Source organism: Catenulispora rubra (genome assembly GCF_015356825.1).
GTDB lineage: Bacteria > Actinomycetota > Actinomycetes > Streptomycetales > Catenulisporaceae > Catenulispora > Catenulispora rubra.
This window is the reverse complement of record NZ_JAACYW010000022.1, coordinates 1-24,796: the sequence shown is the minus strand read 5'-3', so window position 1 is coordinate 24,796 and position 24,796 is coordinate 1. Positions and strand designations below refer to the sequence as shown.

Below are 24,796 nucleotides of genomic sequence, written 5' to 3'. Positions count from 1 at the left end.
CTGAGACAGGGAATGCGATGATTTTCAAGAAAAACCCGAAGCGATTCCCCATACCGCTTCCGGTCGCCGTCGTCGGCGCTGTGCTCGCGGTCGTCGCGCTGGTCACCGCACCGTTGATGGCGGCCGAAGCCACGACCTCGGCGAAGCCGAAGACGTCGAGCGCGGCGCCGGCCGCGGGCAAGCCGGCGGCGGCCGCGCCGTTCTGGTCCACGCAGCTCAAGTGGGACAACAACGGCACTGCCTGGTCGCAGTCCAGCTTCGCCGCGCTCAAGGCTGACGGCCTGACCTCCGCCGAGATCGACATGTCGTGGAACACCGTCGAGCCGTCGAACGGCACCTTCAACTACAGCGAGCTGGACCAGGAGATCTCCAACGCTTCGGCCGCCGGCGTCCGCCTGGTGCTCATCTTCTGGTACTCCGGCTGGAAGGGCAGCCCCGCCGCCTGGGCCACCAGCCACGAGATCACCAACACCGGCGCGCAGAGCACCACCCCGGCTTGGTGGGACCCCACGGACGAGCCGGCGTACCTCACCTACGTCACCAACACGGTCAAGCACGTCGCGGGCGAGGCGGGATACGGCGGCAGCATCCTGGACTACGGCCGGCTCGACGCGGTCTGGGGCAGCTCGGTCAGCGGCGCGGTCGACGGCTGGGCCCCGGCGGACGTCACCAAGTTCCACAACGTGTATCTGCCGCAGACGTACAGCAGCATCAGCGCCTTCAACAGCGCGAACAAGACCTCGTACACGTCGTTCTCGCAGGTGCCGGCAGCCACGCCCGGGCAGGCTCTGGCCAGCGTCTACCAGCTGTTCCGGCTGTGGACCGTGGAGCAGATCTACGGCCAACTGGCAGCCAATGTCCGCGGGGTCAGCGCCTCGACGCCGCTCTACTACTACTCCGGCGGCCACATCGGGAACTGGGCGACGTTCGAGAACGTGCCCGAAGTCCTGTTCTCGCTGGCGAAGAAGTACAACATCACCGTCATTCAGGACTGCTCGGAGTCCCCGGGCATCGACCTGCTGTTCGCCAGCATGGGCCGGGCCTACGGCGTCAACGTCGCCACGGAGTGGACCGCGCCGAGCGACAGCACGCAGCTCGCGGCGCAGGCCGTGAAGTGGATCGGGAACTACGGCATGATGCTCCCGAACGGCGGTGGGACGGACTTCTTCATCCACGACGGCACGCAGAAGGACGTCGTCGCCTTCCCGATCTACACGAACTGGCTGGCGAACATCAAGGGCCTGTCCGGGTCGTATCCGCAGCAGCCGGTCGCGGTGTACATCGACGCCTCCGCGGCCTTCGGTAACGCCTCCGGCCCCAACCTCGGCGCGCCGGAGAACACCATCGCAGCCCTCTGGGACGGGTACCAGGCCGGCTTCAGCGTGGTGACCAGCCAGGAGGTCAACTCCGGGGTCGTCAAGCTCGCGCAGTACAAGGCGGTCCTGCCGATGAACGGCGTGGACGCGAACCTGACCGCGTACAAGAACGCCGGCGGGAACCTGCTGACGGCCGGTTCGCAGCTGGCGCAGTACGCCCCGGCCTACGCGAAGCTCGCGAACAGCGGCATCGTGCAGATCGTCCCGGTCGTCGCGGCGGGGAAGACCAGCGCGCAGCTGACGATCGCCGACATCAACTCCGGCACCGCGTACAACAACGTGATCACCGTGAACCCGGCCGGCCTCGGCCTGGCATCGGGCAGCTACCACCTCGTCAACGCGAGCGGCGCCACGATTCCGCAGAAGGCGGTCTCCGGCGGCGTCTGCGCCTCGGCCAGTCTTGCCGCGGCTTCATTGACCAAGTGGTCGATGGTGGCCGGCGGCGTGCCGTCGGGAACTCCTACTCCGTCAGGATGCTGATCGTCATGCCTCTTTCCCACCGAACACTTCGGCGGACCGCAGTGTTCGCCAGCGCTGTAACGCTCGTCGCCGGGATACCCATGGCCGTGGTCAGCCTCGCTTCGACCGCCGTCGCGACTCCCTCCCACGCCGCACCGGCAGTCGCCACTGGCGGCAGCGGCGCGAGCCTGCCGTACACCGAGGTCGAGGCGGAGAAGGAGCCGACGAACGGCACCGTCATCGGCCCCAGCTTCACCGCGGGCCAACTCGCCGACGAGGCCTCGGGCCGCAAGGCGGTCACGCTTCAGGGCACCGGCCAGTACGTCACCTTCACCACGCCGGTGGCCACGAACTCGATCGATTTCCGTTACAGCATCCCGGATACAGCGACCGGTTCGACCTACACCGCGCCGCTGTCGCTGTACATCAATGGCGCCAAGCAGACCGACTTCACGCTGACCAACGCCTACAGCTGGTACTACGGCACGTACCCGTTCACCAACAACCCCAGCAACGGCAAGGCGCACCACTTCTACGACGAGGTGCACCGGCTGTTCTCCACGACCTATCCGGCCGGCACGACCTTCAAGCTCCAGGTCGACTCCGAGGACACGGCCTCCGCGTACACCGTCGATGTCGCCGACTTCGAGCACGTGGCCGTGCCCGCGAGCCAGCCCGCCGGGTCGGTGTCCGTGACGAGTAAGGGCGCTGACCCGACCGGGGTCGCCGACGCGACGAGCGCGTTCAACGCCGCGATCGCCGCGGCCGGACACGGCGGAACGGTGTGGATCCCGCCGGGGACGTTCAACATCCCGGGGCACATCGCGGTGAACAACGTCACCGTGGAAGGCGCGGGCATGTGGTACTCGACCGTCGCCGGTACGGCGCCCGGCTTCTACGGCAACTCCGCGCCGAACCCGAGCACCAACGTGCACCTGTCGAACTTCGCGATCTCCGGCAACGTCCAGATCCGCAACGACGGCGCGCAGGTCAACGGGATCGGCGGCGCCATGAGCAACTCCGGTGTGTCGAACCTGTGGATCGAGCACATGAAGGTCGGGGCCTGGATGGACGGCCCGATGTCGAACCTGACCTTCAGCGGTATGCGCATCCGCGACACCACGGCTGACGGCATCAACCTGCACGGCGGCGTCACCGGTTCGACCATCACCAACAGCAACGTGCGCAACACCGGTGACGACGGCATCGCGCTGTGGGCCGACGCCAGCATCGGCGCCGATTCGCAGGACACGATCTCGAACAACACCGTGCAGCTCCAGCAGCTCGCCAACGGCATCGCCGGCTACGGCGGGAACAGCAACACGATCAGCGGCAACCTGGTCGTCGACAGCGGTATCAGCCAGGGCGGTGGCATCCACATCGGCCAGCGCTTCAAGTCGACCCCCGTCGGCCTCTACACGATCCAGAACAACACGATGCTCCGCGACGGCGACCTCGACCCGAACTGGAAGTTCGGCGTCGGCGCCCTCTGGTTCGACGCGCAGCAGGCCACCATCGCCGGCCCGCTGAACGTCACCAATGCCCTGATCGAGCAGAGCCCTTACGAGGCCGTGCAGTGGATCCAGGGCACGGTCAACGGCGTCAACCTGGACACCGTGACCATCGCCGGCACCGGCACGTTCGCCTTCCAGGACCAGACCGGCGCCTCGGTGACGCTGAAGAACGTCACCGGCACCGGTATCGCGCAGGCCAACCTGGGCAAGACACCCAGCTACAGCTGCGACGGCGGCAGCTTCAAGGTCACCGACAACGGCGGCAACTCCGGGGTCCTGCCGACCAGTTGCACCACGACCAGCCCGACGCCGGTCTACCCGCCTTATCCGTCGGTCGCGCGGTAAGCGTCGACGGAAACTGAAATACGGGCTCTCACATAACGTGAGAGCCCGTATTGCCTTGCCTCTCCCCTTCACCGCACGCCGGACGCGAGCAACCTGCGAAGAGGAGCCCCTTCTAGTTCGTCTCAGCCGATGGTGTAGGCGTTCGCGACGGTCTGGCTGATCGAGCCGCCGATCGCGTCGGTGGCGGTCACCTTCAGCCACGGCGTGCTGCCCTTCGGCGCGTTGTTGGGCCACGCCGCCAGGTAGTGGCCGTCACGGGTCGGGGCCACGACGGCCGGGACCCAGGTCTTTCCGGCGTCGTAGGACACCGAGACGGTGGCGCCGGTGATCGCCGCGTGCGAGCCCTGGCCCTGGTAGGACTGGTGGCCGACGCCGAGGTCGAGCAGTTGGACCGGCAGGCGGCTGGTGTCGGAGCCGTCGGTCACGAGCTGGTAGTCCAGGGACAGCGCCGGCAGGATTTCGCACCCCGTGGAGTCGAAGCCCCCCGCGTAGCAGAAGTCATCCGTCGGGAGGGCGGGCTGCTCCGCCGACCCCGTCGCGTAGCGGAAGGTGATGTCGGTATGGGTCTTCGTGGACTGCGACATCGGCAGGCCGCTGCCGGTGGTGTCGGCGTCGTAGACCATGCGGTAGGTGCCGGGCTGGGCGGTGGGGCCGGGGAGTTCGGTGTGGGGCCAGCCGGGCTGCGTGGCGACCTGGACGCCGTCGCGGTAGACGCTGAACGTCTCGGTGTACCCGGAGCCGAGGTCGCGGGCAGCGCTGTTCGGGTCGCTGTCGGCGAACTCGGTGATGCCGAAGTCCATGACGCCGTTGCTCGGGTTCACGCACGCGTTGCAGGCCATGGCGTTCGTGTACTGGCCGACCTGCGGCGTCAGGGGGCCGTGGCCCCAGGCGCGCCAAGTCTCGCCCGGGCCCCGGTAGAAGCCGAGGTCCGTGAATTCGAGCTCTGAGTTCTGGTTCGGTACGTTCTCCACCGGAAAGTAGAAGGCGAACCAGTCGATGTCGTCGGTCGACACCCCGAGGTAGTCGGTCAGACGCCCCGGAGCGGGCACGATGTGCTCCGTTCCGCCGCCGCCGTTCGGGCCGGTGGCCGCCATTTCCCAGGCGGCCTGGTGCGCGGGGTTGACCGCGTCGGTGGCGAAGACGTTGTGGGAGGTCTGGATCCGCGACGGGTCCGGCCGATAGGTCTGGTTCGCGTCGATGTGATCGGCCGGCGGGAAGCTGAGGTCGTAGCGGTAGGGGTCGGGCCCGGCGGGTCCGGCAGCACCGAACTGCACGACGCGGTAGGCGAGGGTGCCTATCCGCGCGGCCGGCTGCGGCGTCACCCAGGTGGCGCCGGTACTCCCACTCGAGACCTGGCCCGTCGCCCCCGCGGCGTCGGTCCGGGCGATGCTCTCCACGTCCCCGTCGGCGGTGGAAGGCCTCGGCGTGACGGCCCCGACCCGCGCGGTCGCACTGCGCTCGTCCGCCGTCAGCGTGGTGGTGCCCGAGCCGGTCACCGCCAGATCGGTCCGGGTCACGACGTGCTCGGTGGCGTCGCGGGTCGCGGGGTCGTAGGTGGCGAAGACCGTGACCGCCCAGTAGTTCCCGCTCGGCACCGCGACCCGCGCGACCCCGCCGCGCAGCGGGATCGGCTTCGCGTACCGCTTCATGTCATCGGTGTTGAACAGGAACGTGGTCGCCTGAGCCGCCGCGCCACCGTCGAGACCGATGCCGTCGATCTCCAGGATGCTCAGCGGGTAATGCGGCGTGACAGCCGCAGGGCGCGCGGCTGCCGTGGTGTCATAGGCGGCCGAATCATAGGCCTGACCCGAAGCGATAACCGACACCGGAATCACGTACGCGTGCCCACCCACGTCCATCTGCACCGCAGGCACCGAATGCCCATCCGGCCCAGTCACCATCGTCGACGTACGCGCCCCCGACCCGCGCACGGTGACCCGATCGCCGTTCGGCAGCGTACTGACATGCACGGCGGACCGCGCCGGCACACCTGAGGCCGCCGTCGCCGCCGCCGTACTGACCGCCGCCGAGGCGGTTAGCGCGCCCGTGGAAGTGGTGGTAGCCACCGCCAGGCCAAGGACGGCCGCTCTCCGACGGACCGAGCGGCGGCTGATGCTGTTCTCTGACACTGGTCTCTCCCGTTCGTGGACAGTCACCTGCTAGACGGGGTCGGACCCAAGCCAGGTTGTCAGTTCCCTGGCATAACTGTCGGCGGCACTGCGACATCGCGCACGCCGCACGCCCCCGCCTAGCCGGCGAACGGCTCCTCGCCGAGGATCATCGACGGCAGCCTCTTGAGCGCCGACACCGGCAGCACCCGCCGAGGAACGAAGGGGCTGGACACCCGCCGACTGTCACTCGCGCGAAAGACAAGCCGGTCATCGACCACAGTCGCCGCATACCGCCCGTCAGGCCCATACACCTTGCCCTCGACCAGCCGCCCCACCTGCCTCCCCGACGTGTCGTAAAGCGCATCGCCCCGCACCCGGATCAAGTGGCCCTGCTTGGTGTACAAGCTGCCATCGTCCATCGAGCACCTCCCTGCCTGCAGATACACGTCAGCCTCGCGCGAGGCCAGACAACGCCGCTGTGCTTCATCACGAGGCGCCGGCTCGCAGCATATTGATTACGGTCGGACCCTCGCACACTCGACGAGCCCCTGCCGGAATGATCTCTCTGCAACGCGCTGCGCATCGGCGCTCGGGGCATGCGCCCACCACTCGATCGGGTACCGACGGCTTCCTGGACAGACGGAATCCAGCGACAGCCTCCAGCCGTCTGCGGCGTTGGTTGATACTTGGCTACGCCGACGAGTACGGCGCTATCAAGGTCCGACGGGACGTACGCTTGTTGGAAGCGAGGAGAAAACGTGAGCTCGAGGCAGGGCTGGTCGGGCCCTGACCCGGCGCAGCTTCGGCTGCCGCCGGCCGACGTCATTCAGCGAACGACCGAAGTGTGCGGGGACCTCAAAGAAGAGCTCGTCGACTATGTGCGGCAGCCGCGGTTCTCCAAGCAGTTCAATGCAGCGCTCAGCAAAGCCGTCGATCCCGACGGGGTTCTGGACCCGGGCGCTGCGATCACAGCGATCGACGCGCTCATCCTGCAGAAGAAGCAGCCCGACGGCGGCACTATCGTGCGGCGGTTCGCCGAACAACGCCGCCCGGCTTTCAGCGAGGAGGAGAAGGGCACGCTTCTGCGCTGGCAAGAGGTGGTCGAGGGCTGCTTCGAGGTCCGCGAACGTCTCGACGGCGGGCTGTTGCTGCACAACCTGCTGGACGATCTGCTGTATCCGACGTGGGCGACGGCTCGCTCGGACGTCTTGAAGCTCATGAAGCCGCAGACGTTTGTCGTCGCGCGGGTCGTGCCCGCACACGCCGACTTCGACATGTGGCTGTTCTCCGGGCCCCAAGCCGCCTACGGGCGTGGGGACGGCCCGGAACTCGTCCAAGCGGCCGTGCAGACCGTCCTCACCGACCCGCGCGTGATGCGGCGCAACACCGAACTGATGGCGATGGCCTGGCAGCGGCAGGCCGAGGAACGAGCCGCATTCATCGACTTCGCCGGTACCGACCTGGTCGTCGGCCCACCACAGACTGTGCGGGCGCTGCTGGTGGAGTTCTACAAGTCGCGACAGCCTGGCCCCTCGGCAACAGGATCGTACGGATACCCGGTGCCCGGACCGGAAGACCTCGTGGCATTCTCCGACGAGATCCTCATGTCGGACAGCGTCGCCGTCGTCTACGACGACGCCGAAGGAATCCACTATTTCAACGACTTCGCCGCAGCCGTCGAACCGTTCACCGTCCCGGTCGAACAGCTGACCCCTGCGCGGCTGACCACCCTCCGCGGCTATCTCAGCGCCGATTCGATTCCACCATTCCTCTTCCGCCGCCTGGCCGCGGACCATCCCGACAGCGTCGACCGAGTCTTCGCCAAGCTGCTGGGGAAGAAGGGTTTCCGCTGGGACCGTGACGGCGAGGCGATGCTGGCTCGCAAGAAACCGACGTTTCTCCACCATGAGCCGACCCCCAGCATCACCGTCTTGCCGACGCGCTTGGCAGAGCTCCGCAAAGCGAACGTCGGCTCGCGTGGGCCAAACTGGCTGAAGAGGCCAGGGCGAAGATCCGAACGAGGCCGCCAATAGCGCACATGCGGACCTACGAGCCGGGATGCCTGCGCCCGTCCCTCCTCCCTGGCTGCCGCTGCGAGCACGGACAGGTCGTTGCCGCGTACTTTCTCCCAATCGCCGCCTGCTCCACAGCCCTCATCGCTACCGTTGACATGTGACGAAGCGCAGATCAGGCGGCAACGAACCGACCTTTGCCGACTATGCGGCCGAGGCTATGAGGTCGGAGGCCGACGCGGAGCAGTACCCGGAATCGCGCGCCGATTGCCTCCTGGAGGCCGCCGAGTCCTGGGCGCGCGCCGGGGAACCCGAACGGGCGTCGGCTCTGCTGCGCCCGCTGATCGCCGAGGGCGGCGAGAACGCGGAGTATGCCCGGTTCGCCGTCGCCGACATCGCTTTCGGAACTGGGGACACCGAACTGGGCTATGCAGAACTCGCTGGGCTCAGGGCCGCTCGGCCCCGTCACGATGGCCCGTGCCAACTGGCCGCGGAGCTTCTCGCAGAACGCGGCGATCTGGCCGGTGCGTTGGAGTGGTACAACCTGGCCGTCGCGCGCCTGTCCGACGCCGACCTCGAAGAAGTGGCCCTGAGCTCCGCCGGCTACCTCACCGCGGGCATGGTACTGGCCGGGCGTGCCGCCATCCGTTCGCACCTTGGCTTCACTCCCGACGACCTCGATCGACTAGCCCCGGAACCAGGCCCGCGAGCACTACGCGGCCAAGCCCGAACCGGTGCTGCGCCGCGCGGGTTCACCCCGATCGACAAGATCGGCGAGGCCGTTGAAGAACACGGCCAACAGACCAGAGTGCAGGTCCTGGTCTATCGCCGCGCCGACCTGGCCGAGGCCGAGAGCCGGTGGCCTGACCTGCTGATACCGGAGGCGCACGACGTCTATTACCGCCGCCAGGAGCAGCAGTGCCGTCAGATGTCGGAGAACGGCACGTCGTCAATCATCCTGGTCGCCGCCGAACCGCAACCGATGGCCGAGTACGCAGCCCTGCACGGCGGCACCGTCCACGACGACGATCTACGTCTGGCGTACCTGAACGCGAAGGTCGCCCGCGGTGACAGCATCGCCTGGCCACCCCCGCGCAACGGACCGTGTTGGTGCGGCTCCGGCGTCAAATACAAGAAATGCTGCGGCAGCCCCGCCAATCGATAGCCACCGCACCGGCGGCGACCGCCCAACCAGCGTTCTCGAAGCCCCACTCCGCACCGAGAACCGTGGTTCAACACAGTTCGGACGCCCTATGGACGACCCCTGTCGCCGAAGCGCCGACCCAACCAGAATCGGCCCGTTTCGGAGTGATCTGAACCAGGCCGATTTGCACTCTTTGCGGAGACGCTGGCTGCTTACTTAAAAATCGGGTGGGGTGGGGACAGCGAACCGGGTCGTCCCGGATATCAGAGTGGTGAGGTTCGTTCCGCTTTGTTGAGCTGATCTTGTGCTGCCTGGCGGATCTCGTGCTGCTTGAACGCCGCTGACCCGCCGGAACGCGTCCTAGCGGGCCGCGGGCACGTAGCACCGGCTGACACGACTGTGACCGGTGTGGAATCCAGCAGCGTTGCAGCGCGCCACCTCGACGTCAGCCCATATCGAACAGAGCGGCCAGGCCCTTGTTGATCCGCGTGAGTTCGAACGCTCGATCGCCGACCGGGACCGGTATGCGGATGGCATTCCCGTCGTCGTCCTCGCGCCAGTCCTGTCCGTCTTCGGCCGGGACTGTTCCTGCCCCAGCCAGACACCGCACGACCGGCACGCCTTCGGGTACCTCGGCCGCCAGGACGATCTCATGCTCCCAGGAGTCCCCAAGATCGTACTCGTAGCGTAGTTTCCTGATCCCAAGCGCTCTCAGATCAGACATGGTCGGGAACTCGGTAGGAATCGTGTCGTCCAGCCGGCGCCAGTCGGACTGGCTGGAGAACCGGAACGGACCAGCCTCAAAAACGTGAAGATGGTCGTTGCTCCAGCCGAAAGCCGACTGGATTGCCAGGTGTAACCCGTGCATCGTCAACTCACCGGGCACCGACAGCCGACGCCACACGTTGTGCCGCAAGAGGGTCACCTTCACCTGGAACCCAGGCTCGATCCGTCCCGTTGGCTGCCCGAGCAGGCATAGCTCGTCCAGTTCGTCGTCCTCGGCCGCCAACTCGGTGTAAGGCATCACGCATAAGGCGTCGACCACCCGTCCCAGCGCCGTGACCCGCCAACGGCCGCGAACGGAGGCACCGGCTGGCTCGTCGCGGTCGATCAAGGCGAGCGCCTCGGCCATCAGGATGGACACCCGAGCCTCGGCAGCCATCGGCGCAACGTGTTCCCCATACAGGGATGTGTATGTGCGCACTACTGCGTCGTCATCGAGCGGACCGGCCGCCAAATGCCGAAGAAGGTCACCGATCGCCGAGAACGGTTCGTGTCCGCAGACTCTTGACCCGCCGTACTCGCCCAGCAAGTCGCTGAAAACTCTGTCAGGTCGCTGCATTGCCATGAGCGCGCGGAACCAAAGCACTTCCGGAGCCTCAAGCCAGACGAGGTTCTGCTTGGCAACCCGCAACATGCCGCTTCGAACGCGCAGCAGCCGTGCCTGCACCGCCCAGTGAACGGCGAGGTTGCAAAACATCGCCACGGCATCAGCGTCCTCGGCACCGAATCGGTCCAGGCTCAAGAACCCCGCAACGCCGTCGACGTCCTGTTGGCTCAGCTGCGCCGGGTCTCCAGGAGCGAAGGACCGACCGTCAGCCACCCAGCTGGCCAAAGCCCGGAACCAGCCGACCACCGCTGCCGAGGCGACCTCCCGTGCCACGGTGTCCGCGTCGGCTATAGGCAATACCAGGCCCTTGGCCTGCGCGTCGTCAAAGGATCCCGACGGCCGCATGTCTACCAGTTCCTCCCAGACCCACGCGGGCGGGCAAACGCCGGCTTCGCCTCGCCACAGCCATATCGTGCTAACGAGTATTCCAGTCGGGCCAGTACAGACGCCAGACTGAACCGGTTCGGCGCAGTTGCGCGAAGGGCCGAGCCGTCCATTCGCCCACACCATATCGCCGCCGGTGCGGCCGTGGTGCTGACGCTCGCTGCGGTGGACGCCTACCTGACCGGGGCGGCGGCGCTGGTCGCGCACCTTCGCGCCGAGGGGGCCGCCGACCGGACAGCGCGCGCTCCCAGGGCAGAGCGCGAGGTCGGGGGATAACACGGGTCGGGGGAGAGCGTGAAGCCGGCGCGCGGCTTCTTCGTCTGGACCGTGGTGGACGGCTGCGTCGAGCTGACCGGCGAGGCCTTCGGCCTGCTGGACGCGACGTGGATGATCACGCTGAGGACGTCCCTGTTCCTGGTGGTCTACGTGGCCTCGATGGCTTCGGCGACGAAGGTGCTGACCGGCTGGCACCGCACCGCGGCGGCGGCCGCAGGCCTGGCATCGCTGGCGGTGCTCGGGTTCGCGGGGGCGTCGGCGGCGCTGGCCCTGCCGTCGCGATCGGGGAGTGGCTGTGGCAGGAGGTGAGCACCCAGCGCCGGCTTCGGGGTGTGGGGTCGCTGATATTCAGGTCCTGATTCAAATGAGTCACCCTGTTTCAAAACTCCCTGAGTACCGCCCCGGCCTCGTATCGAAGTGTCAACGTTCGAGCGCTTGTCTCACTCGGTGTTTGGTGGCGCGTTCGCACAGTGAGCATGCCGTTGCGGAATCCCCGGTTCGGCGCTTAGCGTGCGCGACAGGCAAAGAAGGATACTTATTTATGGGGGTTGGTATCTCCGTGCGTGCCGTGGTGTCTCGATGGGTCGTGCTGTTCCTTTCTTCTGTCCTGGTCCTCGTCGGCGTCCAGGCGCCGGCCGCATTGGCCGGGTCCTCTGTCGCCGGACGAGCGGGGACGTCCTCATCGGCAGGTCACGAGGTCAGGTCGGCTAAGCTGCCGCCTCCTGCCCCGACTCCGATGACGTTGGATCAGCGGCGTGCGCAGGTGGCCAGGCAGCTCGGTGGGTTGACGCCGGTGCAGGCGGCCAAGCGGGACAAGGATTTGGCCGCGCACCCGACTCCGCCGGTGCACAAGAAGCCGGGCATCGCGCGGCCGTCGCTGCCGCGGCATGCCGCCGCCGGGGTGGTGTCGCCGAATGTGGTGCCGCCGGACCCCGATGAGGTGGTCGGCGACTCGCTGGTGTATCCCGGCGAGATCACGCTGGATGTGGACACGCACATCCCGGCCGGGACCACCGCGGCGAGTCTGAAGGAGTTCGCGGTTCTGGTCTACGACTCGACCGGGACGCTGGTCTACAGCCAGGAGATCCCGGCCAGCGTCGATCCCACCACCTACAACGGCCAGCCCTCCGGCGGCTACTGCTACGGCTGGTGGCCGCCGTCGCAGTATCCGCAGGACTGGTGCTTCTGGACGCTGGGCAACGCCCCCGGCGGGCCATTGAAGGACGGCCAGGTCTACTTCGCACAGGTGCTGTTCGAGTCCACCTCCGGTGACTTCAGCCCGAACGGCACCTACTCCAACAACGTCACCGTCTTCTACACCCCGAACATCCCCGGCGCCGAGACCGGGATCTGCACCTGCTACGCGCAGAACAGCAAGGCCGACCCGGTGAACACCGCCACCGGCGCCTACTACCAGCAGGCCACTGATCTGAAACTGACCGGGGCCGGCACACCGTTCGCCATCACCCGCAACTACCGCTCAGACCGCACTACAGCCGGGATTGTGGGGACTGGGTGGTCGACACAGTTCGATGCGTCTCTGGCGGCCGGGTCGGGCACCGAGACGTTGTCCGACAGCGATGGCTCGCAGATCGCGTTCACACAGAACGCGAATGGGACCTACAGTCCACCAGCCGGGGTACACCTGAGCCTGGTGAAGACCGGCTCGGGCTTCACGGTCGCCGCCCTGGATCACACCAGCCGGACTTTCGACGCCAACGGCCGCCTCACAGGGATCTTGGACGCCTCCGGGCATGGCCTGTCAGAGGCCTACGACTCCTCGGGACACCTGGCCGGCGTTACTGACACTGCTGGACGCATGGTGACCTTCACTGTCGGCAGCAACGGTTTGTTGACGAAGGCGACGCTCCCGGACGGCCGCGCGGTGTCTTATGCCTACACCGGCACCGACCTGACCAGCGTCACCGACGTGCGCGGCGGCGTCACCGCCTACACCTACGACTCCGGCAACCGCCTGCTGACTGTCGTCGATGCGCTCCATCACACGGTGGTGACCAACACCTACGACGCGACCACTGGTCGCGTCAGCAGTCAGACCGACGGGGTCGGCGCCAAGACCACCTTCGCGTGGAAGGCCGCCACCCAGGAATCGGACATGACCGACCCCGACGGCGGCGTGTGGACCGACATCTACGCCAACAACGTGCTCACCCAGAGCATCGACCCGTTCGGCAAATCGGTCTCCTACAGCTATGACAAGTCCCTGAACCAGATCGGGATCACCGACCGCCTCGGCAACACCACGGCGGTGACCTACGACAGCGCCGGCAACATGCTCACCCGCACCGCGCCTGCTCCCCTGTCCTACGCCGAGAGCTGGACGTACGACGCCGCGGCCAATGTCACGGCGCACAAAGACGGCAACAATCACACGACCGGCTACGGCTATGACTCCCTGGGCCGGCTGACCACCACCACCGACCCGAACGGCGGCGTGGCCAAGCGCAGCTACACCGGCCTGGGCGAGTTGGCCACGGAGACGACGCCCCGCGGGGAGATCACGACCTACGGCTATGACAGCGCCGGCAACCGCACGTCGGTGACGACCGCCGCCGGGGAGAAGACCACCTTCACCTATGACGGTTCGGGCCGGATCCTCACCAAGACCGACCCGCGCGGCAACCTCACCGGCGCGAACCCGGCGCTGTACACCATCACCTACACCTACAACGTGGCCGACCTGTTGGCCACGGTGAAGGACCCGGCGGGCAACACCGCCTCCTACACATACGACGCAGACGCGCAGCAGACCGGCATGACCGACCCGCTGGGCAAGGCCACCACCACCGCCTACGACGCCGACGGCCGGGCCACCGTCGTCACCGACGCGGCGGGCAAGACGGTCACCAAGGCCTACGACCTCAACGGGAACCTGCTGTCGACCACCGATCAGTCGGGCGACAAGACCAGCTCCACCTACGACAAGGCGAATCGCCGGATCACCTCGGTGTCGGCGCGCGGCAATGTCGCCGGGGCGAGCGCCGCGGCCTACACCACGACATTCGGTTACGACGCCAACGGCAATCAGACCACGGTCACCGATCCGACCGGTGCGGTCAGCACCACCGCCTACGACGTCATCAACCGGAAGGTCAGCGTCACCGATCCGCTGGGGGCGGTGACCAAGACCGGTTACGACGCGACCGGCGAGGTCACCTCCGCCATCGATGCGCTCGGGCACACGGCGACCTTCACCTACGACGCGCTCGGCCGGCAGCTGACGGCCGTCGACCGCGACGGCAACCGCTCGAGCGCGGCCTATGACGCCGACGGCAACCACGTCTCGCAGACCACCGCGGCCGGCGAGACGACGAAGTGGACCTTCGACGCCGACGAGCGGACCGTGACCGCGATCGATCCCCGCGGCACGGTCACCGGCGGCAACCCCGCCGCCTACACCACCACCTACGGCTACGACGCGGCCGGGAACCCCACGACGGTCACGGACCCGCTCGGCGGTGTCCACGCGGCGGCGTTCGACGGCGACAACCGGCGGACCTCGACCACCGATCCGACCGGCGCGGTCACGACCTATGCCTACGACGCCGACAGCCGGGTGACCGGGGTTACCGCGCCCGATGGCGGGGCGACCACTTACGGCTACGACATGGTGGGCGACGTGGTCACCCGTACCGATGCCAATGCCCACGTCACGACGTACGCCTATGACGCGGCACGGCGGCTTACCGGCGTCACCGACCCGTTGAGCCACGCGGTCGGGTATACGTATGACGCCGACGGCCACGCGGTGGTGTTCACCAACGCCCGTGGTCAGACCACGACCCGCACCTATGACGGTCGTGGATTGGTCACCAACACCGCCTATTCCGATGGCACCACCGCGGTCGCCCAGGTCTTCGACAAGGCTGGCCATCTGACCGGTCTCACCGACGCCACCGGTGCCCGGACCCTGGGATATGACATGGCCGGGCGTCTGACCGGGGTCACCGGCACCTCGACGGAGGCCGGTTTCACGTACACCTACGACAATGCCGGCAACGTCACCTCGCGCACGTACCCAGACGGTGAGAAGACCACTTACACCTACAACGGGGACAACGAGCTGGCCACGCAGACCGCAGACGGTGCCGCGACCACCTTCGGCTATGACACCGCCGGCAACCTGGTCTCCAGTGCACTGCCTGCCACGGTCGGGTACACCGAGACCCGCACGATAGACGCCGCGGGGCAACTCACCGGTATCAAGGCGGCCAGCAGCACGGCGACGTTGGCTTCGGAGAACCTGACGCTGGACCAGGACGGTCGGCCGACGTCGATCGCCGTGGCGCACAGCGGGGCGAGCGCTTCCACACTCACCTACGGCTATGACACTGCTGGGCGGTTGACCAGCGCCTGCACCACGCCGTCGGCGACGACGGGCTGCCCGGCCGGGTCGACGGTCAGCACGTACACCTACGACAAGGTCGGTAACCGGCTGACGCAGAGTGCGGGCGGGTCGACGACCACGTACGCGTATGACGCCGCCGACGAGCTGACGACCTCGGTCAAGGGCACGGCGACGACCTCCTACACCTACGATGCCGACGGCGATCAGACCGCTGCCGGGACCAACACGTTCACGTACAACGCCGCTGGTGAGCTGTCCGGCGGGACCATCGGCGGGCTCGCCAAGACGTTCACCTACGATGCCGCCGGCGACCGGGTGAAGACCTTTGTCAGCGGCGGCTTGAACCGGGTTCAGACGTGGGACTCGAACGGTCAGCTGCCGCAACTGGCCACCATGACCACCGGCAGTGGTGCGCTGACCGGCGACTACCACTATGACCCGCTGGGTACGATCGCCTCCGAACACACCACCACCGGTGCGTTCTACGACACCCACGACTACCTGGGGTCGGTCTCTGATCTGCTGTCCTCGACCGGGGTCGATCAGTACACCGACACTTATGACGCATTCGGTTCTCAGACGGTCAAGAGCCTGGCTACGACTCCGCCGGCTCAGCCGTTCGGTTTCACCGGTGCGCTGGTGGATCAGAGCATCACGGGCAAGCTGGATATGCGGGCCCGCGTCATGGACCCGAGCACGGGCCGGTTCAGCAGCCGTGATCCGCATTCCTCGCAGGTCGGGGACCCGTACGTCGCGTCCTATGCCTATGTGGCCGATGGGCCGACGTACCTGACCGACCCCAGTGGCAAGGACATCTTCGACTGGCTGGGGCATCAGTGGGACGAGTTCTCCAGCGGGTTCGTGATCGGTGTCAAGGCGCCGTTCAAGCTCGCCGGGGATGTCTATGACGCCGCTACCGGCAAGAACGGCGGCTGGAGCAACTTCTTCGACACCTATGTGCCGGTGCGGCCGGCGTACCGGCTGTACCACATCGCCGACCTGCTTCGGCAGGAAGGCTGCCCGCAGCTGGCCGACCTGTACAGCCAGGCCGGTGACCAGTTGGCCGGGCAGATCGCGGTGCTGGGTATCGGTGGCCTGACCGGTTGGGAGCGTGACGCGGCCGCGACGGACGCGGCTGAGACGCAGGCGGCTGCGGGTTCGGCCGACGCGTATCGGTCGGCGCCGAAGAACCGTCCCGCGTGGTATCCGAGCGGGCCGATCATCGGCATCGACCGGTTCAAGGCGATTCTCGGGCGGGCCGGGTTCGGGGATCTGGCTTCGAAATACGATTTCGAGTACACGCCGGTGATTCTCGATGATGACGGATATCCGGCGTACGGGATTTCGCCGGCCGCATACGGCGGCCCGGACCTGGGGGTGACCGGGAAGCCGATCATCCGTTTCTCGAACATCGGTCTTGAGAATGTCCAGGAGGCTGTGACCACATTCTTCCACGAGGTCTACCATCAGGACGCGTGGGTGAAGTACAAAGTGCCCGGCGGGGAGATTTCGGCCAAGGCCTACGGCGAGGCGAAGTGGGAGGAGCTCAAGGGCAGATTCGGGTTCTGACCCCGCCCGTGACCTTCTGGTAGGCCTGTGACGAGGCCGGAAGCGGCTCCCCCTTCGCCGGCGGGGCAGGCTTCCGGCCTCGTCCTATTGACGACCACCAGTACCGATAAGGTGTAACTGATAAGGTGTAAATGTGCGAGCCTACTCCGACAGTGAAGTGGCTTTGTTGCGCGAGCAGCGTGACCTTCCCACAGAAGCCCGGCAATGCCCGGTATGCAACGCAATCGGGATCAGGCGCTATTACCGGATGTCGTACGGCCGGTCGTCGCCGACGATCTCCTCGTGCGTCTGGTGCCCGAACTGCCACTCCTACACCGGGTCGACGGGTCCCGCGGCGGGGCGCGTCGTCACCTCGGATCCGCTGCTGGAGATGGAGAACCCGCCCACGGACGATCCGGAGGGGATGGAGAACTTCCTGACCGTCTTGGACCGGCTGTGGGCTGAGGGAGTGCTTCCGCAGGAGGTCATCGGCGGCCGCGAGCGGGATGGCTGAACAAAATATTCGGTTCGCCGGAGAACGTGAACCCCGACGCACCACCCGGGCCGGACTTCACGCTCTATTCCCGACCTGCGGTTTTGCAGGTCGGGACACGGGGTGGAGCTGATGTTGCGCTACTTGAACACTGCCGACCTGCCGAAAAGAACTCCGTTCCGCACTGCGCGATCAACGCTCGGGACATGCGGTCAAAACCCGATCGGGTGTCCACGGCTTCCTTGACAGATCGGAATCCGACAACAGCCTCCAGCCGTCGGCGACGTTGGTCGATACTTGGCTGTGCCGTCGAGTACGGCGCTGTCGACGTCCCGCCGGACCTGTGCGGGGTGGAAGCGAGGAGAGAACGTGGGCTCGAGTAAGGGCTGGTCGGGTCCTGACCCCGCACAGCTGCGGCTGCCGCCGGCCGACGTCGTCGAGCACACGATCGAGGTGTGCGGGCGCCTCAAGGAGGAGCTTGTCGACTATGCGCAAAAGCCGCGGTTCTCCAAGCAGTTCAAGGCCGCGCTGGCCGAAGCAGTCGGCCCCGGCGGCGTCCTCGACTCAAGCACTGCGATCACAGCGATCGACAGGTTCATCCTGCAGAAGAAGCAATTCGACGGCACCACCATCGTGCGGCGGTTCGCCGATCAGCGCCGCCCGGCCTTCGGCGAGGAGGAGAAGGCCACGCTCCTACGCTGGCAGGAGGTCGTCGAGGGCTGTTTCGAGGTCCGCGAACGTCTCGACGGCGGGTTGTTGCTCCACAACCTGCTCGACGACCTGCTGTATCCGACGTGGGCGACGGCCGGCGCGGACGTACTGAAGCCCATGAAGCCGGGGTCCTTCGTCGTCGCGCGGGTCGTACCCGCACGGGCCGACTTCGACATGTGGCTGTTCTCCGGCCCCCAAGCCTCCTACGGACAGCAGGACGGTCCGGTCCTCGTCCAGGCCGCAGTGGAGACCTTCCTCACCGACCCGCGCGTGATGCGGCGCAACACCGAACTGATGGCGATGGCGTGGCAGAGGCAAGCCGAGGAACGAGCCGCGTTCATCGACTTCGCCGGTACCGACCTGGTCGTCGATACACCACGGAACGTGCAGACGCTGCTGGTGGAGTTCTACAAGCTGCGACAGCCGATTCCCTCGGCCGCAGCATCGAGCGGACACCCGGTGCCCGGCCCGGAGGACTTCGCGGCATTCCCCGACGAGATCCTCGCGTCGGACAGCGTCGCCGTCGTCTACGACGACGCTGAAGGAATCCACTACTTCAACGACTTCGCAGCAGCCGCCGAACCGTTCACCGTCCCGGCCGAACAGCTGACCCCTGCGCGCCTGACCACGCTCCGCGGCTATCTCAACTCCGATTCGATCCCACCGTTTCTCTTCCGCCGCCTGGCCGCGGAACACCCCGACAACGTCGACCAAGTCTTCGCCAAGCTGCTGGGAAAGAACGGCTTCCGCTGGGACCGTGACGGCGAGGCGATGCTGGCACGCAAGAAACCCACGTTCCTCCATCACGAACCAACGCCCAGCATCACCGTCCTCCCGACACGCTTAGCAGAGCTCCGCAAAGCCGCAGGCCCGCGTGAGCGGGGCCGCCAATAGTCCACAGTCGTGCCACCGGAACAGCCATTGTGAATGCCTCGTTGAGCGCGGTGTGGCGACCCCGTCCAGTGCGGAAGCCGTGGGAGCGGTCGGAGAACCGCACGTCGTAGTACGCGTCCAGCAGCACGCGCACCACCTCCGCCACGATCTTGTCCAAGCATGGAGGCATGCCCAGCGGGCGCTTCTTCGTCGAAGAGCCCTTCTTCGGGATGCGAACCCGCCTGGCCGGCGACCACCGGTGTCCAGCACAGTCTCAGCACTCTGCATTACGCATACCTCCCTGCGTCTTCGCCGACGCCGGCGGCACGGGCCGGGATCAGCAGCACCGACCGGCCGCCCACCTGCGCCTCCGACGGCGGCGCGAGCGACAAGTACTCGCCGAAGCCCTGCTGACTGATCCGCTGCACGACCCGCTCGGCCACCACCAACTCGTCACGCTCGACCCGCATATCGGCCAGCCGCTTGACCAGATCCTCTTCCAGCGGGTCCCGCTCGGCTTGGTCGACGCGCTGGTGAACAACCCGGGGATCTTCGAGGGCTGATTGACGCACTTCTCTGTTGAACCGGTTGGACCACGGTCGCGTATGCCACGTGAAGACTCACCACGAAACGTGGATCAGCCCTGACCTGAGCGAATCCCGCAACGCCGAGGATATGTTCTGCTTCGGCGGCCGCCGCCCGTTAGTGCAACTCCCTGGAGAACTCAGTCCATGCTGCGCGACATGAACCGTATGAACCGGCTTTTCACCCTCACCTCACTGTCCGTCGTGCTCGTGACAGTCGAGCGATTCTCCTTCACGACCAGGGTTCTGCTGGAGCCGCATGCTTTCCTGCGCTTGCACGAACTACTCCAGATGGTACTGATAGTCCTTGTGACCGTGCTCATTCCTTCTCTGCTTCTGCGCGAGGTCTCGGCTGACTTCACCGCGCTGCGCTCACGAGGAGGAACATTGCTGTTCCTGCTCTTCGTAGTAGGGATCTACTACTATTCAACCGGGAACGGCGTGCACGAGGTCGCCTCGTTCACCTTCAACACCTACTGCGATCCGCACCATTTCTCCGGCAGCTTGTGCGGTGGCCAGTTCGACAATGACTTCTACACCGGCAACATACTGTTCTTCGTGGGCGGATTCCTGATGACCGTCAGCCTGCTGGCCTTCGAACGCCACCGCCCCAGCGTGTCCTACGCCGCGGCCGGCAGGACCGCGCTGCTGGTCAACGGGACCATATACGCCCTCACTGTCCTCGCCTACGCCGGCTTCGACCGTGTCTTGGTCGGGTTGGAGTACAGCGTGGCGATGTGGTTCGTCACGCTCGCCTTCTTCCTTCCGGTCCGGAAGCGGTACCTGGAGTTTCCGTTCATTACCTACACGACACTGGTTTATACGCTGGGAACGGTGTCGTCGATCATTGTGCGGTTGGCGCGATAAGCGCGGAGGATTCTCGCCGGTTCGGCGAGAATCCTCCGTGACAACGCAACGCCGAGTTCGGTGATGGGATCCCGCACTTCGGCACCGACGGCCGCGCGATCAAGTCAGCCCAACCTGGCAGGATATGAAGCCGTTGTCTACTTCCTGGGTCTCCAGAGGTCCCGGCCGGGGACGTTGCGCCGATGTGCGGCAAAGTAGGGTACGGGAACAGCGGGCTCAACGCCGGCCTATCCGTAGTGCCGGTAAGTCCGTGGGGCAGTATGGGCGCGGGAAGGCGCTACAGGAACCGTGGATTGTTGCCTCGAGCACGTGCGTCAGATTCATGGTCATCCCAGCCTTCCTCGGGACGGGCGCCGTCGATGTCCGGGTCTCGGGGAGACGAGGAGACGCCCGCGGATGTGGGGCATCAGCACGTGGCCGCGCTGGACATGTCCAAACCCGATACCGAGGCAGGTATCCAGGCGCGGGGCAAGCGCGTAGTGGCCGGTGATCCGGAAGTCGTCGGCCGGACGGCGGTTGTCCGGGCCTGGGTGACGCGCATGTCGACGTGCCCGAGCCGGATCGATCGAACTTTCCGGCAGCATCGCCGGGCACGGCAGCGTCTGGCCGGCTCGCACACGCACCAGGAATTGCGCACCGGTATCACGCACCGCGCCGAGGCACTCGCCTCTGTCGAAAGCGCGGTCGGCCGGCACCAGCATGTCGGCGGCCGGTCGGCCAAGTCGGGGCCCGACCAGCCCTGAGCGATGTACACCGTTGAACAGGCGGCCGAACTGCTCGGGATCGGCCGAACCACGATGTTCGGACTGATCCATGATGGTGAGATCGGCACCGTGTCGATCGGAAGGGCCCGCCGAGTTCCCGCCGACGAGATCGATGCCTACATTGCCCGCAAGCTGGCTTAGCCGAAGGCGAAAGCCCCGGCGCATTCGTCCTGAGGGCACCCGGGCCCCGAACGGCGCGGGCAGCATCTACCAGGACCAAGAACGGGAAGTGGCACGGCCGCGTGACCATGGGCACTCGCGATGACGGGAAGCCGGACCGCCGGCACGTACGCGGAGCCGACGAGGCCGAGGTGATGCGGAAGGTCCGGAAGCTGGAAAACGAGCGCGATTCCAGGCTGAAGCGGAAGCCGGGCCGCGTGCCGAAGTTCGGAGACTGGCTCGACCACTGGGTCGAGAACATCGAGGTCCGCACCGCGCGGTTCAACACACTGCCGGACATCGCAGTGCCATCCGCAAGCACTTGAAGCCGGTTCTCGGAGAGCACCGGATGGAGCCGGAACACTTCGAGAAGCTGTATACGAAGATCGACGCGTCTGGGCTGAGCGGCAACACCGTTGCGGCCATGCACCGGACCGCGCGAGCATCGTGCAACGAGGCGGTCCGACGCAAGGTGGTCATGTCCAATCCGATCGCACTGGCCGCCGTGGGGCCCGCCGCCGATGACGACGACGAGGTCGAGCCGCTGGAGCCGGATGAGGCTCAGCGGGTCATCGCCGCAGCGCTGCGTCGGCGCAACGGCCTCCGGTACGTCATGGCTCTGGTCTTCGGCGATCGTCAGGGCGAGTGCCTGGGCTTCAAGTGGGAGCGCGTGGACCACAAGAAGCGCTCGATCAGGGTCCGCAAGCAGCTTCAGCGGCAGACCTGGCAGCACGGGTGTCCTGACCCGGGGGAGTGCCCGGGAGCGCGCCACAAGGTGGAGCCGTGCCCGGAGCCGTGCAAGAAGCACACGCGGCCCTGCCCGCCGCCGTGTGCGCCAGGCTGCACGGACCACGCTCGCCGCTGCCCGCAGCGCCACGGGGGCGGCCTGGTCGAGGTCGCGGTGAAGTCGAAGGCGGGGCGGCGCACGCACGCCTTCCCCGATCGGCTCTGGGACATGCTGGTGGAGCACGAGGCGGCCCAGAAGAAGGAGCGGGAGCACGCTGGTTCCGCCTGGCAGGCTGGTGACTGGATGTTCTGCCAGGAGGACGGGCGGCCGATTGACCCGAAGGCGGACCGCACCGAGTGGTACGCCATCCTCGCTGAGGCGGGGGTGGACATGAAGCGGCTGCACGACGCGCGGCATACAGCCGCAACCGTGCTGGCGCTGCTGGAGGTCGCGCCCCGAACCACGATGGACATCATGGGATGGTCTGACCCGGCGATGCTGCTGCGGTACGGGCACGTGACCGACACGATGCGGCGGGAGATCGCGGGACGCCAAGACGCGTTCTACTTCGGCGGAACGACAGATGGGAATGCCGGTCCAGCGGACGGGGAATGAGACCACAAGCGAGACCAGAAACGCCCCCGGGGAATCCCTGGGGGCGTTCTCGCACTTCAAACTGTGGAGCTTACGAGACTCGAACTCGTGACCTTTTGTCTGCCAGACAAATGCTCTACCAACTGAGCTAAAGCCCCATCTGGTCCCCCGGTGAGATCGTCCGATCGATCTTGCTGATCTCCCCGGCGGGCGTTGCCTATATTAGCCAGAGCTGCGGCTGGATGGGAAATCGATTCGCTACCTGGGGGTTTGGGCGTGGCGCGGCCGGGCCCCGGGGGGTGGGGTCCGGCCGTGGGGTGGTGCTTTGGTGCCTTCGCGGTCGCGCGGTGCGTGGCTGCGTCGGCTGCCTGCGGTTGGCTACATTGCGGGCGGGTTGGGGTTGCTGCGGGGCATGGCGGTTTGGCCGGTGCTCGTGGCTGCGTTCTGCGTGGTTTGGGCGGCGCCGGCTGCGTTGCCCCTGATGGACTGGGGGTCGGGGAGTTGGCCGTCGGGGGTCATCTTGTCGACCATGCCGGGGAGCTTTTCGGCCATTGTTTGGGCTGCCTGCTCGGGGGTGGTGCCTGCCTGTTGGGCGATCTGCTCCATCTGGTCCTGGCCGATCGCCTGTGTGACCTGGTCGGCGTTGACGGGCTTGTTCTCGCCCTTGCCGATCCAGCTCTGCACCTGCTCGCCGATGCTGCTCTTCTTCAGCTTGTCGAGGGCCTCGCTCATGCCGCCGCCGACGTTGTCGGTCAGCTGCTTCCACAGTTTGCCCAGGTCCGGGGTATCGGCCATGGCGTTCCGCCTTTCTGAACGGGCCCGGGCCGGGTGGCGCCGGGCCGTGTGTGCGGGCCATGTACGAGCCTTCGGCACCGGCGCCTGGTGTGTGCTGGCGGAGGCAGCCGTTCGGGGCAACGCCGGTGCGCGCTTCGTCCGGACGGCCGGTGGCCGCGGGGTTCCGGGACGCCCCGGGGCGGGCGTCGCGCCAGCCTGGCGGCATGAGAGTCGACGTCCACGCGCACCTGTTCCCCGCCCTCTACCTCGACCTGCTCGACGATCTGCGGGGCGACGGCGGGGCTGGGACGCAAGGGGTCCGTGCGCTGGGTGGGGGCGACAGTGAGCGCGAGCTGCGGTTGCGGCTGGCGGCGATGGACGCGGTCGGCGTGGACGTCCAGGTGCTCTCGACCTGCCCGCAGGGGCCCTACACCGGCGACCCGACGGCGTCCGTGGAGGCGGCCAGGTGTGCGAACATCGCGCTGGCGCACATCGCCGAGCAGCACCCCGAGCGCCTCCGCGCCCTGGCCACGCTGCCGCTCCCGCACATCCTGGCCTCCGTCGACGAGCTCAACCGGGCCATGGAGCAGGACGGCATGCCGGGGGCCGCGGTCGGCACCTCGATCCTGGGCCGGCCGCTCAGCCACCCCGACTTCGACCCGCTCTTTGCGGCGCTGAACCGGCGCAAGGCGGTCCTGTTCGTGCACCCCGTCGGGGACGCCGCCGGGTCGCCGCTGATGCAGGCCTCCAAGCTCGGCCCGGTCATCGGGCACGCGGCGGAGGTCTCGACCGCGATCCTGCAGCTGTTCCAGGCCGGGATCACCGTGAAGTACCCCGATATCCGGATCATCGCCCCGCACATGGGCGGCTACCTGCCCTTCCTCATCCAGCGCCTGGACCGGTACCGGGACTGGTATCTCCCGAAGGACGCGCCGAGCGCCGGCCAGCTGATGCGCGGCATCGCCTACGACACCGCCAACCCGCTCCCGGCGGCGCTGCGCCTGACTGCGGAGGTGGTCGGCGCCGAGCGCCTGCTGCTGGGGACGGACTATCCGTTCGAGCAGGGTCCGTCGCTGCGGGACCACATCGAGTACATCCTCGCGGCAGGATTGTCGGATGATCAGGCGAAGATGATCGTCGATACGAATGCGGCGGACTATCTGGGAATCGCGAAGTAGCGGCAGAGAAGGCCCTGGAAATAGCAGAGCGCAGCGCACCTGTGTGACTCAGTGTGACTCAGTGTGACTCAGGCCGCATCGACTTCGGCCCCGGTCCCGTGCGGTGTTACCGTCCACCCATGGCCGCCGACCAGCCCCCCGCCG

At 66.9% G+C, this 24,796-nt stretch carries 20 protein-coding genes, 1 tRNA gene and 1 pseudogene; 15 read left to right on the top strand and 7 right to left on the bottom strand.

Features of this window, described 5'->3' with window-relative positions; translation table 11 throughout:
• Positions 1 to 17: 17 nt before the first annotated feature.
• Positions 18 to 1,856 carry a beta-galactosidase gene (locus GWK61_RS09105; RefSeq protein ID WP_228562005.1) on the top strand — a complete coding sequence of 613 codons (1,839 nt, stop codon included), beginning with the start codon at positions 18 to 20 and terminating at the stop codon, positions 1,854 to 1,856.
• 5 nt (positions 1,857 to 1,861) lie between these two features.
• A complete protein-coding gene (locus GWK61_RS09100; protein ID WP_194907035.1) occupies positions 1,862 to 3,694 on the top strand; it encodes a glycosyl hydrolase family 28-related protein in 1,833 nt (610 codons plus the stop codon).
• Positions 3,695 to 3,816: 122 nt separating this feature from the next.
• Here the strand turns inward: GWK61_RS09100 and GWK61_RS09095 are convergent, their stop codons facing one another.
• Positions 3,817 to 5,760 carry a hypothetical protein gene (locus tag GWK61_RS09095; protein WP_194907033.1) on the bottom strand — a complete coding sequence of 648 codons (1,944 nt, stop codon included), beginning with the start codon at positions 5,758 to 5,760 and terminating at the stop codon, positions 3,817 to 3,819.
• 182 nt (positions 5,761 to 5,942) lie between these two features.
• Entirely contained in the window at positions 5,943 to 6,224 is a 282-nt protein-coding gene (locus tag GWK61_RS09090; RefSeq protein WP_194907030.1) for a hypothetical protein, read from the bottom strand.
• Between the two features lie 339 nt (positions 6,225 to 6,563).
• On the opposite strand from GWK61_RS09090, the gene GWK61_RS09085 reads away from it, so the two are divergent.
• Complete coding sequence (locus GWK61_RS09085) at positions 6,564 to 7,838, top strand: hypothetical protein (protein ID WP_194907028.1); 1,275 nt, start codon at positions 6,564 to 6,566, stop codon at positions 7,836 to 7,838.
• A gap of 139 nt (positions 7,839 to 7,977) precedes the next feature.
• Positions 7,978 to 8,982, top strand: a complete 1,005-nt coding sequence (locus tag GWK61_RS59400; protein ID WP_194907026.1) for an SEC-C metal-binding domain-containing protein — start codon at positions 7,978 to 7,980, stop codon at positions 8,980 to 8,982.
• 424 nt (positions 8,983 to 9,406) lie between these two features.
• Here GWK61_RS59400 and GWK61_RS09075 read toward each other — a convergent pair whose 3' ends face one another.
• On the bottom strand, positions 9,407 to 10,696 hold the full coding sequence (locus tag GWK61_RS09075) for a plasmid pRiA4b ORF-3 family protein (protein WP_194907025.1): 1,290 nt from the start codon (positions 10,694 to 10,696) through the stop codon (positions 9,407 to 9,409).
• A gap of 183 nt (positions 10,697 to 10,879) precedes the next feature.
• On the opposite strand from GWK61_RS09075, the gene GWK61_RS58415 reads away from it, so the two are divergent.
• The 5 genes from GWK61_RS58415 to GWK61_RS09055 all read left to right on the top strand — a co-directional run bounded on the left by GWK61_RS58415 (position 10,880) and on the right by GWK61_RS09055 (position 19,026).
• A complete protein-coding gene (locus tag GWK61_RS58415) occupies positions 10,880 to 11,011 on the top strand; it encodes a hypothetical protein (protein WP_267254232.1) in 132 nt (43 codons plus the stop codon).
• A gap of 18 nt (positions 11,012 to 11,029) precedes the next feature.
• Positions 11,030 to 11,320, top strand: a complete 291-nt coding sequence (locus GWK61_RS09070) for a hypothetical protein (RefSeq protein ID WP_194907023.1) — start codon at positions 11,030 to 11,032, stop codon at positions 11,318 to 11,320.
• 427 nt (positions 11,321 to 11,747) lie between these two features.
• On the top strand, positions 11,748 to 16,949 hold the full coding sequence (locus tag GWK61_RS09065) for a DUF6531 domain-containing protein (protein WP_194907020.1): 5,202 nt from the start codon (positions 11,748 to 11,750) through the stop codon (positions 16,947 to 16,949).
• A gap of 247 nt (positions 16,950 to 17,196) precedes the next feature.
• Positions 17,197 to 17,442 carry a hypothetical protein gene (locus GWK61_RS09060; protein ID WP_194907018.1) on the top strand — a complete coding sequence of 82 codons (246 nt, stop codon included), beginning with the start codon at positions 17,197 to 17,199 and terminating at the stop codon, positions 17,440 to 17,442.
• 348 nt (positions 17,443 to 17,790) lie between these two features.
• Positions 17,791 to 19,026: a hypothetical protein gene (locus tag GWK61_RS09055; RefSeq protein ID WP_194907016.1), complete on the top strand. Its 1,236-nt coding sequence runs from the start codon at positions 17,791 to 17,793 to the stop codon at positions 19,024 to 19,026.
• On the opposite strand, the pseudogene GWK61_RS60650 reads toward GWK61_RS09055, so the two are convergent.
• Positions 19,025 to 19,267 (bottom strand): annotated as a pseudogene (locus GWK61_RS60650) (maturase); the annotation flags it as partial. The gene GWK61_RS09055 and the pseudogene GWK61_RS60650 sit on opposite strands and share 2 nt — an antisense overlap.
• Positions 19,268 to 19,292: 25 nt before the next feature.
• Positions 19,293 to 19,577, bottom strand: a complete 285-nt coding sequence (locus GWK61_RS09050; RefSeq protein WP_194907013.1) for a hypothetical protein — start codon at positions 19,575 to 19,577, stop codon at positions 19,293 to 19,295.
• 159 nt (positions 19,578 to 19,736) lie between these two features.
• Between GWK61_RS09050 and GWK61_RS09045 the strand changes: the two genes are divergently transcribed.
• The 5 genes from GWK61_RS09045 (at position 19,737) to GWK61_RS09030 (ending at position 22,721) form a co-directional block, all read left to right on the top strand.
• Complete coding sequence (locus GWK61_RS09045; protein ID WP_194907011.1) at positions 19,737 to 20,456, top strand: hypothetical protein; 720 nt, start codon at positions 19,737 to 19,739, stop codon at positions 20,454 to 20,456.
• A 413-nt stretch (positions 20,457 to 20,869) separates the two neighbouring features.
• The gene (locus GWK61_RS09040) at positions 20,870 to 21,199 is read left to right on the top strand and encodes a hypothetical protein (RefSeq protein ID WP_194907008.1); all 330 of its coding nucleotides are present in this window, start codon (positions 20,870 to 20,872) and stop codon (positions 21,197 to 21,199) included.
• A gap of 3 nt (positions 21,200 to 21,202) precedes the next feature.
• Entirely contained in the window at positions 21,203 to 21,361 is a 159-nt protein-coding gene (locus GWK61_RS09035; RefSeq protein ID WP_194907006.1) for a helix-turn-helix domain-containing protein, read from the top strand.
• A gap of 107 nt (positions 21,362 to 21,468) precedes the next feature.
• Positions 21,469 to 21,705, top strand: a complete 237-nt coding sequence (locus GWK61_RS56180) for a hypothetical protein (RefSeq protein ID WP_228562004.1) — start codon at positions 21,469 to 21,471, stop codon at positions 21,703 to 21,705.
• A gap of 23 nt (positions 21,706 to 21,728) precedes the next feature.
• Positions 21,729 to 22,721, top strand: a complete 993-nt coding sequence (locus tag GWK61_RS09030; protein ID WP_228562003.1) for a tyrosine-type recombinase/integrase — start codon at positions 21,729 to 21,731, stop codon at positions 22,719 to 22,721.
• A 64-nt stretch (positions 22,722 to 22,785) separates the two neighbouring features.
• On the opposite strand, the gene GWK61_RS09025 is transcribed toward GWK61_RS09030, so the two are convergent.
• Both GWK61_RS09025 and GWK61_RS09020 read right to left on the bottom strand, forming a co-directional pair.
• Positions 22,786 to 22,858 (bottom strand) — tRNA-Ala (locus GWK61_RS09025).
• 220 nt (positions 22,859 to 23,078) lie between these two features.
• Positions 23,079 to 23,495 carry a YidB family protein gene (locus tag GWK61_RS09020; RefSeq protein WP_194907004.1) on the bottom strand — a complete coding sequence of 139 codons (417 nt, stop codon included), beginning with the start codon at positions 23,493 to 23,495 and terminating at the stop codon, positions 23,079 to 23,081.
• 203 nt (positions 23,496 to 23,698) lie between these two features.
• Here GWK61_RS09020 and GWK61_RS09015 point away from each other — a divergent pair, with 203 nt between their 5' ends.
• Positions 23,699 to 24,652: an amidohydrolase family protein gene (locus GWK61_RS09015; RefSeq protein WP_194907002.1), complete on the top strand. Its 954-nt coding sequence runs from the start codon at positions 23,699 to 23,701 to the stop codon at positions 24,650 to 24,652.
• Positions 24,653 to 24,796: the final 144 nt, after the last annotated feature.